The 13,143-nt window shown below is 39.6% G+C and carries 13 protein-coding genes; 1 reads left to right on the top strand and 12 read right to left on the bottom strand.

Going from position 1 to position 13,143, the window contains the following annotated elements; genetic code table 11:
* Positions 1-6 precede the first annotated feature (6 nt).
* The gene (gene tpx, locus GQR47_RS06700; protein WP_024596358.1) at positions 7-588 is read left to right on the top strand and encodes a thiol peroxidase; all 582 of its coding nucleotides are present in this window, start codon (positions 7-9) and stop codon (positions 586-588) included.
* An 88-nt stretch (positions 589-676) separates the two neighbouring features.
* On the opposite strand, the gene adk is transcribed toward tpx, so the two are convergent.
* The 12 genes from adk to GQR47_RS06645 all read right to left on the bottom strand — a co-directional run bounded on the left by adk (position 677) and on the right by GQR47_RS06645 (position 13,058).
* Positions 677-1,321, bottom strand: coding sequence for an adenylate kinase (adk, locus tag GQR47_RS06695; protein WP_002962321.1), 645 nt, complete (start codon positions 1,319-1,321; stop codon positions 677-679).
* 191 nt (positions 1,322-1,512) lie between these two features.
* The gene (gene htpG / locus GQR47_RS06690; RefSeq protein WP_024596357.1) at positions 1,513-3,426 is read right to left on the bottom strand and encodes a molecular chaperone HtpG; all 1,914 of its coding nucleotides are present in this window, start codon (positions 3,424-3,426) and stop codon (positions 1,513-1,515) included.
* A gap of 118 nt (positions 3,427-3,544) precedes the next feature.
* Positions 3,545-4,282 carry an RluA family pseudouridine synthase gene (locus GQR47_RS06685; protein WP_024596356.1) on the bottom strand — a complete coding sequence of 246 codons (738 nt, stop codon included), beginning with the start codon at positions 4,280-4,282 and terminating at the stop codon, positions 3,545-3,547.
* A 4-nt stretch (positions 4,283-4,286) separates the two neighbouring features.
* On the bottom strand, positions 4,287-6,188 hold the full coding sequence (locus GQR47_RS06680) for an MFS transporter (protein ID WP_024596355.1): 1,902 nt from the start codon (positions 6,186-6,188) through the stop codon (positions 4,287-4,289).
* A 133-nt stretch (positions 6,189-6,321) separates the two neighbouring features.
* Entirely contained in the window at positions 6,322-6,930 is a 609-nt protein-coding gene (recR, locus tag GQR47_RS06675) for a recombination mediator RecR (RefSeq protein ID WP_002962308.1), read from the bottom strand.
* Between the two features lie 7 nt (positions 6,931-6,937).
* The gene (locus GQR47_RS06670) at positions 6,938-7,264 is read right to left on the bottom strand and encodes a YbaB/EbfC family nucleoid-associated protein (RefSeq protein WP_002962306.1); all 327 of its coding nucleotides are present in this window, start codon (positions 7,262-7,264) and stop codon (positions 6,938-6,940) included.
* 54 nt (positions 7,265-7,318) lie between these two features.
* Positions 7,319-9,844: a DNA polymerase III subunit gamma/tau gene (gene dnaX / locus GQR47_RS06665; RefSeq protein WP_024596354.1), complete on the bottom strand. Its 2,526-nt coding sequence runs from the start codon at positions 9,842-9,844 to the stop codon at positions 7,319-7,321.
* A 3-nt stretch (positions 9,845-9,847) separates the two neighbouring features.
* Positions 9,848-10,393, bottom strand: coding sequence for an adenine phosphoribosyltransferase (gene apt, locus GQR47_RS06660; protein WP_002962303.1), 546 nt, complete (start codon positions 10,391-10,393; stop codon positions 9,848-9,850).
* A 171-nt stretch (positions 10,394-10,564) separates the two neighbouring features.
* A complete protein-coding gene (locus tag GQR47_RS20585) occupies positions 10,565-10,687 on the bottom strand; it encodes a hypothetical protein (RefSeq protein WP_259398718.1) in 123 nt (40 codons plus the stop codon).
* Positions 10,688-10,759: 72 nt separating this feature from the next.
* Positions 10,760-11,512 (bottom strand): putative DNA-binding domain-containing protein, encoded by a 753-nt coding sequence (locus GQR47_RS06655; protein WP_024596353.1) that lies wholly within the window; start codon positions 11,510-11,512, stop codon positions 10,760-10,762.
* A gap of 36 nt (positions 11,513-11,548) precedes the next feature.
* The gene (locus tag GQR47_RS06650; RefSeq protein ID WP_024596352.1) at positions 11,549-12,406 is read right to left on the bottom strand and encodes a DUF692 domain-containing protein; all 858 of its coding nucleotides are present in this window, start codon (positions 12,404-12,406) and stop codon (positions 11,549-11,551) included.
* A 67-nt stretch (positions 12,407-12,473) separates the two neighbouring features.
* Positions 12,474-13,058: a hypothetical protein gene (locus tag GQR47_RS06645; RefSeq protein ID WP_024603665.1), complete on the bottom strand. Its 585-nt coding sequence runs from the start codon at positions 13,056-13,058 to the stop codon at positions 12,474-12,476.
* Between the last annotated feature and the right edge of the window lie 85 nt (positions 13,059-13,143).

Raw genomic sequence — 13,143 nt, 5'->3', positions numbered from 1 at the left:
TACCTTATGTTACGTTCACTTGTCTTTGCTTTGTGTTCATTTTGTTCTGTGGCTATTGCAGCCGACTATCCAGAAAACACGCTTGATGCAGGAAAAGTATCCGCGCAAGGCAAACCAGTCACTTTATTAGGTCAAGGTATCTCAATTGGAGATAGTGCGCCAAACTTTAAAGTTGTTGATGACAACTTTATTCCAGTGACACTTGAGGATTATAAAGGCCAAGCTGTATTAATAAGTGTAGTACCCAGCCTAGATACCGGCATTTGTAGCCTGCAAACTAAGCACTTTAATGAAAAAGTAGCCTCACAATTCCCAAGTGTAGTTATGCTAACAATTAGTGCTGATTTACCATTTGCTCAAAAGCGTTTTTGCAAAGCTGAAAATATCGATAAAATCACTACGTTATCAGATTCTGTTTGGCGTGATTTTGGTCAAAAATACGGATTGATTATTAAAGATATGGGCTTACTAACGCGAACAGTCTTTATTTTAGATGAAAGCCATAACGTCATTTATAAACAGTTAGTTAGTAGCCTTTCAACTGAACCAGAATACAACAGCGTAATTGAGAAACTTAAAACATTGTAAAGTCCATTAAGTAGCACTAATTAAGCAATGCTAAATAGCCTTAAAACAAAAAACCGCCAATTGGCGGTTTTTTAATGTGCTTTTATAATTAACCTAAAAGTTCACCAAGTTGTTGGCTAACAGTTTCAACAGCTTGTGTACCATCTAGTTTATGGTATTGAGTATTACCAGCAGCCGCTTCTGCTTGATAGTAATCAACCAATGGCATAGTTTGCTCGTGGTAAATACCTAAACGTTTACGTACTGTTTCTTCAGTATCATCAGCGCGAACAATTAAGTCTTCGCCAGTTTCGTTGTCTTTACCTTCCACTTTTGGTGGATTATAAACAACGTGGTAAACACGACCAGAACCAGGATGAACGCGACGTCCGCCCATACGCTCAACAATGACTTCATCAGCCACGTCAAATTCAATAACGTGATCAACCACTACGCCATTTTCTTTCATTGCATCCGCTTGCGGGATTGTACGCGGGAAGCCATCAAGTAAAAAACCTTTCTCACAATCCGCTTTAGTAATACGCTCTTTAACTAAACCAATAATAATATCGTCAGAAATTAGTTGACCAGCATCCATTACTTTTTTTGCTTCTAGACCCAGTGGCGTGCCTTCTTTAATTGCCGCACGTAACATATCGCCAGTAGAAATTTGTGGAATACCGTATTTGTCCATTAAAAACTGAGCTTGAGTACCTTTACCTGCACCCGGCGCGCCCAAAAGAATAATGCGCATATTATTGTCCCCTAGTATGGATATTTATTTTAAAGCCTGAATTCTTCCACAAGCGCCGCCGATACTCAAGCAACTTATACTAATTGATGAGCCGTTGGGGTGTTTACAGGGCATTAAAAAAGGGAACACACGTTCCCTTTTTTTTAAAGTACATAATTTATACTTTATTAACTGAGTAAATAGCTATTTGCTTATTTACTTAGTTCAAGCATCAATTTATTTAAGCGAGTAACAAATCCTGTTGGATCTTTAAGTGTACCGCGTTCTGCAAGTAGTGCTTGATCTAGTAAAACGTGTGACCACTGCGCAAACTTATCTTCATCTTGTTCGTCATTTAAGTGCTTAACAAGTTGATGCTCTGGGTTTAGCTCAAACACAGGTTTTGCTTCAGGGGCTGCTTGACCAACAGATTCCATTAGCTTTTGCATTTGTGAGCTCATGTCGTTGTCGTCGCTTACAACACATGCTGGAGAATCTGTTAAGCGGTGCGTAAAGCGCACTTCTTTAACGTCATCACCTAGTGCTGTTTTAATACGTTCAACAAGCCCAGCCATTTCTTTTTCAGACTCTTCTTGCGCTTTTTTAGTTTCTTCGTCGTCAAGCTTACCTAAATCTAAGTCACCACGTGTGATCGACTGTAGTTGCTTATCAGCAAATTCAGTTAGGTGACTCATCATCCACTCGTCAACACGGTCACTTAGTAGTAATACTTCAATGCCTTTTTTGCGGAAAATCTCTAAATGCGGTGAGTTTTTCGCAGCGGTGAATGTATCAGCTACTACGTAGTAAATTTTGTCTTGGCCTTCGTTCATGCGTTCAACATATTGCTCAAGCGACACATCTTGTGTTTGTGAATCAGTGTGTGTCGAAGAAAAACGAAGTAGCTTACAAATAGCTTCTTTATTGGCAGCATCTTCAGCTGGGCCTTCTTTCATTACTTGACCAAACTCATTCCAAAATACTTGGTAATCGTCAGCTTTGTTTTTAGCCATACGCTCAAGCATTTTAATAATACGCGATGTACACCCTTTACGAATAGCTTGCGTTACTTTGTTGTCTTGTAGAATTTCACGAGATACGTTCAGTGGTAAATCGTTTGAATCTAGTAAGCCTTTTACAAAGCGAAGGTAGCTTGGCATGAATTGCTCAGCATCATCCATTACAAACACACGTTGTACGTAAAGTTTTAAACCACTTTGACGTTCACGGTTCCATAAGTCGAAAGGTGCTTTTTTAGGAATATATAAAAGGCTAGTGTATTCAGTTTTACCTTCAACCTTATTATGTGCCCAGCTAAGTGGCTCTTCCCAATCATGGCTTACATGCTTGTAAAACTCTTTGTATTCATCATCAGAAAGCTCTGATTTATCGCGTGTCCACAATGCAGTCGCGCGGTTAATGCTTTCCCACTCACCTGGTACTGCTGGAATTTTTTCGCCGTCTTCACCTTCAGATTCTGGCACTTCTGCTTTAAACATTTGTACTGGCGTTGAGATGTGATCAGAGTATTTAGTAACGATACTACGTAGGCGCCAGTCATCAGCAAATTCTTTTTCTTCATCGCGAAGATGTAAAATAATGTCGGTACCACGGCCTTCTTTTTCAATTTCTTGAAGTGTGTATTCGCCTTCACCTTGAGATTCCCACTCATAAGCGGTTGTTTCACCAGCTTTGCGTGTACGAACAGTTACTAAATCAGCAACAATAAATGCAGAGTAAAAACCTACACCAAATTGACCAATTAACTGTGAATCTTTACTTTGATCACCCGTTAAGTTTTTGAAAAACTCAGCAGTACCCGACTTTGCAATAGTACCTAATGAGCTAATGATTTCATCGCGCGTCATACCAATACCATTATCTGAAATGGTAATTGTATTTGCTTCTTTATCTGCACTAATACGAACACGTAAATCGGCATCACCTTGGTAAAGGTCACCTTGAGATAATGCTAAAAAGCGTAACTTGTCTGCTGCGTCTGATGCATTTGACACAAGCTCACGTAAAAATATTTCTTTATTAGAATAAAGAGAATGAATCATTAAGTTTAATAATTGTTTTACTTCTGTTTGAAAGCCTAATGTTTCTTTTTGTGCTGCAGTCATTTATATATCTCCAATTTGCAAAGTGTCTGCGTTATGCACTTAATATGGGGTGAGGTGTTAGAACTTCAAGGGAAAAATTTAAAAAAGGTGAAACGAAAACAAAGAACCATTAATTTGTTTAAAACGAATGCGGACAATTAATATGAATCTTTTCACCTGTTGTTGGATGTTCAAAATATAAATCGCTGGCATGTAATTGTAACCGCCCTGCCATATATTCACTTTGCGCACTTTTATATAAATCACAGCCTAAAATTGGGTGCCCTATAAACTGGCTGTGTATTCGTAATTGATGGGTACGCCCAGTAATAGGTGTAAATTGCACTAAGGTTCTGCACGGCTGCCTGAGCCGCTCAAGTACTTTATATTCACTCAGCGCTGTTTTACCTGTCGATTGGCAAATTTTAACACGCGGAAAAAGCAGTTTATCTTTTGCAATTGGCGCAGTAATTTGCCCTTCATCAACAGCCAAGCATCCCTCTAACATGGCTACATAACGCTTTTGAATAGTACGCGCTTGAAATTGCTTATTAAGGTGCTTTGACGCAATCGCGTTTAACCCAACAATCATAATGCCCGATGTGCCCAAATCTAGCCGATGCGGTAACTTAGCCTCTGCAAATGCAGCTGTTAAGCCCTTTTGACCATTTACTAAGCGGTAATGCACTGAGTCCCAATTAAGCGGATTTTTACCTGATAAGCTTAATAGTCCACTGGGTTTATTGATCAGTAAAATATCGTCATCTTGATATAATATTTCAATAAACCCGTCGCACTTAGGGGCTACAAAATCATCAACTATAATGGGTTGTTCTGAAGGTGTTTGCGATGTTGAGTTAGCCATTAAGTTAATCATTAAATTAGTCACTATCTTTTGAATGAAGCGCTTTTAATGCCAATACTTTTTCACGTAAATCATCTGCTACTACTTTATCAGCAGCAATCGGGGCACCGACTGCAACCGACACCAAAGACCATTTTAATCGAGGCAATTGCCACTTAGCTTTACGACTAAACATGCTGCCCCATAAACCACCTAAGTGCACAGGAATAACGGGCACAGGTGAGCGCTCAATAATGCGCTCGATTCCACGGCGAAAAATATCCACTGAGCCGTCACTGGTTAGTTTTCCTTCAGGGAAAATACCAACAAGTTCGCCTTTATTAAGCGCAGCAGCTACTTCGTCAAAGGCTTTTTTAAACGCTTCTGGATTGGTTTTTTCACTGTTAATGGGAATAGCCTTAGCCATTTTAAATAACCAATGTAGGGCCGGCGAATAATAAATAGGGGCAAATACCATAAACCGGATAGGCCTTGGTGATGCGGCTAAAATAAACATCCAATCAACAAAGCTGACATGATTACACACGACAACCGCAGCGCCTGCATCAGGTATATTACTTTCACCTTTTGTACGCACTCTGTACATACAAATAGCTAAAATATATATAATAAATCGTAAAAAGAACTCTGGTACTTTGGTATAAATATAAACAGAGATAAGTAAGTTTAGCCCGGCAAGTAACAGTAGCAACTCTGAAATACTCCACTGAAAAACAGACAGCGTTACAATACTTAAAACAGCACTGCCCACCATAAACAGTGCATTTAATACATTGTTAGCCGCTATAACTCGTGAGCGACTCGACTCTTCAGTACGCTGTTGAATAAGCGCATACAGCGGTACAGTGTAAAAACCAGAGCCAATACCAATGCCTGCCATCCATACAAAGTGCCACACCATATCGCCTGTTTTTAATAGCTCCTGAAGCGTCATTAACTCAGGGTGTTGAGGTAAATAAGAGCTAATGGCTGGCTCTTGGCTCAGTAAGTATAAAAACAAGGTAATTAAGATAGCGCCAAAAGGCACAATTCCTAATTCTATTCGAGAGCGAGAAAGCTTTTCACACAGTAACGAACCAATAGCAATACTTAGTGAAAACACAACAAGTGCGCTAGTTACAACCAGTTCATCGCCGCCCATTGTGTGTTTTACATAATTTGGTAGGGACGTTAAAACGATGGCGCCAATTAACCAAAACCAACTGATCCCAAGGACTGATTTACCAACCGATTCTGTTTGCGAATTAAGTGCTGAAAATACGTTTTTTGTCGATGAAAATATATTATAGGTAAATTTTAAGTTAGGCTCGTTTGCTTCACTAGTGGGTATAAAGCGACTGCTCACATAACCCATCACGGCCAAGACTAATACGGCAATACTTATAAGCGTAGGCCCTACTGATTGAGTAATATAATAAGTGCCAAAAATTGTACCCATTAGTATCGCCACAAACGTGCCTGATTCAACCAAGCCATTTGCTTTTGTTAATTCATTAGGTGCTACGTGCTGCGGTAAAATAGAATATTTTAATGGACCAAAAAACGTACTTTGCACGCCCATTAAAAATACGGTGGCTAACATTAGCCACACATACTGCGTTAAAATAGAAACTGCCCCTACAACCATAATAGGGATTTCACATAGTTTTACGATTCTAATCAATTTTGATTTTTCTGTTTTTTCTGCAAGCTGCCCTGCCATCCCTGAAAATAAAAAGAACGGAAGAATAAATAACCCAGCAGCAATATTTGAATAAAGTGCGCCATCTGCAAGCGTTGCAGCCTGAAATATTAATAGAATAAGCACTGATTGCTTATACACGTTATCGTTTATCGCTGAGAAAAACTGCGTAATAAAAAGCGGTAAAAAACGCTTACTACCCAGTAATGCACCTTGATAGGGTTGGTTATCTTTCATTGTATTCCTTACTAATTAGAGACATAGCCCAAAAATAAATTAGATTGTTTTTAAGCTTACCTTAAAAACGAAAAAGCCTACATGATTTAATCATGTAGGCTTTTGTAATTTGTTTTCAAATAGTGACTTAGAGCTAGTCTTGAGTAACTAGGCGCCTGCCGCTAAAGGCATGCATAAGTGTTCTACCATCTACTAAATCAAGCTCACCTCCCACAGGAATACCATGGGCAATACGTGAAGCGCCTACTTTGTATTTATGACAAAGCTGAGCAATATAATGTGCGGTAGTATCGCCTTCAACCGTAGGGTTAGTCGCTAAAATAACCTCATTAATATCGCCTTGAGCAAGCTTTTGCTCTAAAACATCTAAGCCAATCTCTTTAGGACCAATACCGTCTATTGGCGATAAGTGACCCATTAATACAAAGTATAGACCTAAATACTGACCTGTTTGCTCGATGGCAAGTACGTCAGTAGGCGATTCAACAACACATAATATACCGCTGTCTTGGCGTTTTGTACTTAAACAAATATCGCACTGAGCTTGTTCGCAAAAAGTACGACAAGACTGACAGTGCCCTATGGCGGTCATTGCTTTAGTGAGTGCATTGCCCAGCTGAGTGCCTCCCTTTCGGTCGCGCTCAAGCAGGTGAAAAGCAATACGTTGCGCTGACTTTGGACCAATGCCAGGTTGACAGCGCAGTGCTTCTATAAGCTGATTTAAACTATCTGAAAGTTGCATTATTGACTTAAAACGGCATTTTCATACCTGGTGGTAATTGCATACCGCCAGTTACTTTACCCATACGCTCTTGTGTTTCTTCAGCAACACGGCGTACAGCATCGTTACATGCTGCTGCAAGTAAGTCTTCAATCATGTCTTTGTCGTCTTCCATAAGGCTTTCATCAAGCTGAACACGACGTACATTGTGGTTACCAAGCATGGTTACTTTAACTAAACCGGCACCGGCTTCGCCGACAACTTCTAATGTTGCGATTTCGTCTTGGGCTTTTTGCATGCGATCTTGCATTTGCTGCGCTTGCTTCATCATGTTGCCCATTCCACCTTTAAACATAACTTTCTCTCTTTCTTTTAATACATTAATTAACATAAGGGCGATTGTAAGTAATTACAATGCCTGAATACTGTTTTCGTCAATTTCGGCGCTAAATACTTGCTGAAATTGTACTATGTTTTCATCCGATGTGATCACATCGATTGCTTGTTGTTGACGTCCTGCATCTATTTTTTGCTGAATAAGATAAGGAGAATCAATAACTCCCTTAGCAAAATTAATACTTAACGACACGTTATGCTCATAAATACTCGACAATGCGGCATCTAATCTTTGGCGAAGCATCGGTGTATCTAAATGCTTTTGTGATTCATCAACGTCTATATGTAAGCTGTTGCCTTGCTTAGTAAATATTGAATGCAACGCAAATTGGCGCATACGACCACCCAGTCCCATACGTTTAATTAAATAAGCCCATTCATCTTGTTGATGTGCAAATCTAATTTCACTAATTGGACTTTGAAAATCATCAGGCACGGGAATGCTAATTTCCTCGGGCGCTGCTTCAGGTACTTTTTGAGGGTTTATTTGCTCAAGTAGCTCTGGCGCTAGATTTTCGGTAATTGTTTGATGCTTTTCTTTAAAATCAACTTTTCGTGCTGGTTTTGTATTAGCGTGACCATGTGCCTGGCTTTCGCTCCCTGTTAGTGGGAGCTCATGCTTTTTTTCACTTGCATCTGCACTATCATTCACCCAAGGTGGGGGATCGCTAGGTGCTACGTTTGTAACGCTGTTGAGCTCGTTTGTATTTTCAGCGGTACTATCTTGGTGAACAATTTGAGCTTTAGGCATTCTTGGCTGGTGTTCTGGCTTTTTAGCGGGTGCTTGGTTTGGCTGCGCTGCTACATTATTTGCAGAGGTGCTTGTACTCTTGCTTGATAACCTACCCGCACCGGATATGTTTCTATCACGTAAAATACGAGCAATGGCAGATTGCGCCTGCGCTTCTTGTTCAGCTATTGGCGTACTTGCATTGTGATTTGTTAAGGGCTTTGATTGAGGTTCTGAGTTTGCAGTAGGTGCAGGGTTAAAACCCTGATCTACAGCGCTACTCATTATATCGTCAAATTGCGAGGCCAGCGTTTGTTCAGCATCACTATGGAGCATATAAGCTTCATCTTCACTTTGTCGCTGGGCTTGAGCATCTGAAACAACATTGGTTTGTGGTTGCTCTTTAGCTAAAGCCTGTTGCTTTGAAGCGTTTTCACTTTGTTGAACCGGTTGCTCTACTGCAACTTGGGCAGGCTCATTATTACTTTGCACGACTTCATTATTTGATGACTGAGCGGCTGCGTTAGCTGAAGGCTCTATCTCAACGGCTTTAGGCTGCTCTGCATTGCTAACTGGCTTAATATTATTTACTGGAGCACTGCTTTGGCCAGCTACGGTGTTTTGCGATGTTTTATTTTTATTTAATATATCTCGCAGTGCATTTGCACGGCCTTGTTTATTTGGGGCCGGCTCTTCGTTTGCTGTGTGTACAGTTTGTTGCGCGTCTGTAGGCTTAAATGCTAATAATCTTAGCATAATCATTTCAAAACCTAAGCGAGGCTCTGGTGCCCATTGTAAATCTTTTTTACCATTTAACAGTAACTGATAATAAATTTGAATTTGTTGTGGGCTCGTATGTTGTGCAACATGAGCAATATAATCTACATTTTTTTCATCTAGCCCTGCCGCTTCAGGCACTAACTGGGTTAGTTGTGTTAAATGTGTAAGTGCAATTAAATCATCAAGCAATGCCACATAATTAGGATTACGACTTGCCACCTGCGCAATCTCATCCATTAACGCAGCGCCATCTTGTGCAAGTAATGCTGCAAGCAAGCTTTGGCTATAATGAGTATCCATTAAACCAAGCATTGTTTGTACTGCTTGATTATTAATATCACCATTTGTTTGCGCAATAGCTTGGTCGGTTAAGCTAAGTGCATCACGCATACTGCCATCAGCGGCTTTTGAAATAATGCTAAGTGCATCGGTATCAAAGCTAAGCTGCTCTTGAGTAAGTACGTGTTCAAGCTGTGTTTTAATTTCACTTTGCGACAAGGCATTTAAGTTAAATTGTAGACAGCGAGATAAAATAGTAACTGGTAATTTTTGAGGATCGGTGGTCGCCAATAAAAATTTCACATGCTCTGGTGGCTCTTCAAGCGTTTTTAAAAGCGCGTTAAAGCTGTGCTTAGAAAGCATGTGAACTTCATCGATTAGGTATACTTTATAACGTCCACGAGTTGGTGCATATTGAACGTTATCAAGTATTTCGCGAGTGTCTTCTACTTTTGTACGAGAAGCCGCATCTATTTCGAGTAGGTCAATGTAGCGCCCTGCTTCTATATCCAAACAGCTGCTACATTGTCCACACGGATTTGCAGATATACCTTCATCGCAATTTAAGCTTTTAGCAAAAATACGTGCAATGGTGGTTTTACCTACACCGCGGGTTCCAGTGAATAAATAAGCGTGATGCAGTCTATTTTGCGTAAGCGCATTTACAAGCGCTTGCTTAACATGAGACTGCCCAACCAATTCATGAAAGGTTTGAGGACGCCATTTTCTCGCTAGAACCTGATAACTCATCGATTACTCGCCTTCGAATTCAACCAATTTTAGGATTTTAATACCCATTTTTTTGATGCGCTGCTCGCCACCAAGTTCTGGTAGTGATACAACAAATGCTGCATCTGTGGCTTCGCCACCTAGTTTATTAACTAACTTAGCAGTGGCTTCAATTGTGCCACCAGTTGCTAATAAGTCATCAACTAGTAATACTTTGTCGCCAGGTACAATTGCATCTACATGCAGTTCTAGCGTGTCTTCACCGTACTCAAGTAAGTAATCTTGGCGAATAACTTCGCGTGGTAACTTACCTGGTTTACGTACTGGAATAAACGGAATGCCTAACGCATAAGACAATGGCGCACCAAAAATAAAACCACGTGATTCTGTGCCTATGATTTTAGTAAAGCCCTGATCTTTATATTCTGCGATAAACGCGTCAATAGTTGCTTTAAAGGCTTCTGGATTTGCCATTAAAGTGGTTACATCGCGAAACATAATGCCCGCTTTTGGATAATCAGCAATTGTAGTTATGCTGTTTTTGATAATTGCTGGTGTTACTTGAGTCATAATTTTAACTGCTCAATTGTTTATATTACAAAGCAGGTGATTATAACCTTAACTAACCTTTAATTGCGAGTTTGGCGTTATTATAAAAGAAGTATTAAATATGGACGGGGTAATTAAAATAAAGTGGTTCAAGGCTGAAGTTAGCAACAGCCTTCATAAACGCTATACATTTTACGTTAAGCTAGTGATCCAGCCTAATATTGCATTTAAACAACCAATCCCTGCAAATACAGCTAAAAAAGCAAGAAAGTAAGTAACGTTGAACGGATCTTTAAAGTCTTTATCATCTGACATTGGTACAACCTTTTATTAAGCACGGCAAATAAGGCTGCCATAATAGACGATGTAAAATCATCAATAAAGACCTTAGTCTTGATTTTTTGTCACAATTACTCCTCGTTCAACCATAGCATTAAGAGTAACCAGTGCACCTTGAGTAATTTGCTCTGCATTAAATTGTGGTGCATGAGCTAATACCTGTTGGCAGACGTTGTCAAATGTCGCGCCTTCGCTTGTCTCTATGATTGACAATAGCAAAGCTGTCATCGCATTCGTAGCCAGAAATTGAACGTCGTCATTTTCGTCTCTATATACAACAAAATAATTAGGCTGAGGTGATGGCTCTTTTGGTTTAAAGCGATTGCTAATATTTTGAACCGGAAATTGATAACTTAAATTTCTTGCCGTTTTCGATAAATATAAAGCTGAACTAGTGAGCGCTGTTGTTTGTAATTTTTTCTCTTGCTCATCTTCGTGTGCAATGGATACATCTAGCTCTACCCATTCATAATGGGCAAGCTCAAGCATAAACACGGGATCGTATTTTTTCATTTTATAATCACTTGATAAGTAATTAATAAACTCCCCTGCTATGTCTAAAAAGTACGGCGAATGACAATCATATTCGCTAAAAAACTGGCGTACGAGGGCTTGCCATTGCTTCTGGGTATATAACGTTTTTAATACCGGAAAACCTGATGATATAAAACCTTCAATGTTATTAAAAAATAGGTCGCGATAAATAGCCATACGCCTGTCTTCGATACCGCTGGGCTTTTTATTTTTTTGAGGCTCGCGAATATGCGCCATAAATTCGTTTTGTATTTCAATAAAGCTCATAACTAGGCACTCTTTTAATGTTGATAAAGGCTTATATTAAGCTCGTTGTTTTGAAACAGTTGAATCAAAGTGTTTAGCCTGTAGATCATGAATTATATCTAACTCTTTGGTTAAAACATTCATGGTAGGAATATTAAAATCGCGCTCAAGCAAGGTTGGAAATACGCCATGCACTTCGTATGCTTTATCGAGTAGCTCCCAAACAGGATCAATCACATCAGCGCCATGTGTATCAACAATTAAGTCATCAGCCTCATTATAATGGCCAGCAACATGCCCATAGGCTATACGATTAGAGGGTAACCCAGTTAAAAATGCTTGCGCGTTGTAGCCATGATTTATCGAATTAACATAAATGTTATTCACATCAAGTAAAAGCTTGCAGTCAGCTTGCTCTAAAATAATATTCGTAAATTCAAGCTCTGATAATTGCTGTCCAGGAGCACCATAATAGGAAACATTTTCTATCGCAATTTGCTGCTCTAGTATGTCTTGAACTTGTTTAATGCGAGGTACAACATGTGCTATGGCATCTTGTGTAAATGGAATGGGCATTAAGTCATACATATGCCCTGTACCGGAGCAGTAACTTAAGTGCTCACTAAAAATTTTTATATTGTGCTCTTCAAAAAACACTTTTAAAGACTTAACAAATTCAACATCAAGAGGTTCGGGAGAACCGATAGACAGTGATAATCCATGACACACAAAATTATTAGCATCGGTTAATGTTTTAAATTGCTTTTTAAAGCGTCCACCCAGTTTTAACCAGTTCTCTGGCGCAACTTCTAAAAAGTCTACTTGATTAGGTACATGCTCAAGCAGCTCATCAAGCATTTCTCGTCGTAGGCCAAGGCCCACCATCCCAAAATCTTTACTTTGAGTTTGTATCATAACTACCTCTAACTTAACAAAAAAGGGCCTTAGGGCCCTTTTAGCATAACTTATTTAGAATAAGATATTAACGGCCACCACATTTACCTTCGCCGCACTTACCTTCTTTTTTAGTTTTTTTAGCGTCGCCGCCACATTTACCTTCACCACATTTGCCTTCTGTTTTAGCTTTTGCGTCTTTTGCATCGCCGCCACACTTACCTTCGCCGCATTTACCTTCTTTTTTATCTTTTGCGTCGCCACCACATTTGCCTTCGCCGCATTTACCTTCTTTTTTACCTTTTGCATCGCCGCCACATTTGCCTTCGCCGCATTTGCCTTCTTTTTTATCTTTTGCGTCGCCACCACATTTGCCTTCGCCGCATTTACCTTCTTTTTTATCTTTTGCGTCACCGCCACATTTGCCTTCTTTTTTATCTTTTGCGTCGCCACCACATTTGCCTTCGCCGCATTTACCTTCTTTTTTATCTTTTGCGTCACCGCCACATTTGCCTTCACCGCACTTACCTTCTGCAGCATCTAATTGGTAACCTGTTACTAGTTGTTGAAACTCAAATGGGTTAGCTTGTACATCTGCAGATACAAAACTTGCAGAGCCAACTACTACTGCACCTAAAGTTAACGCGATTGTATTTTTTTTAACTGTATTCATTTTATGACTCTCTTTAATCAAGGATTGTAAATCTCAGCAATAAAAATGTATTTTTAAATTGCTTGTATGCTTAAGTAGACCCGTA

It is taken from the genome of Pseudoalteromonas sp. Z1A2 (assembly GCF_011378755.1).
Lineage (GTDB): Bacteria > Pseudomonadota > Gammaproteobacteria > Enterobacterales > Alteromonadaceae > Pseudoalteromonas > Pseudoalteromonas distincta.
This window is presented reverse-complemented; position numbering and strand designations above follow the sequence as displayed.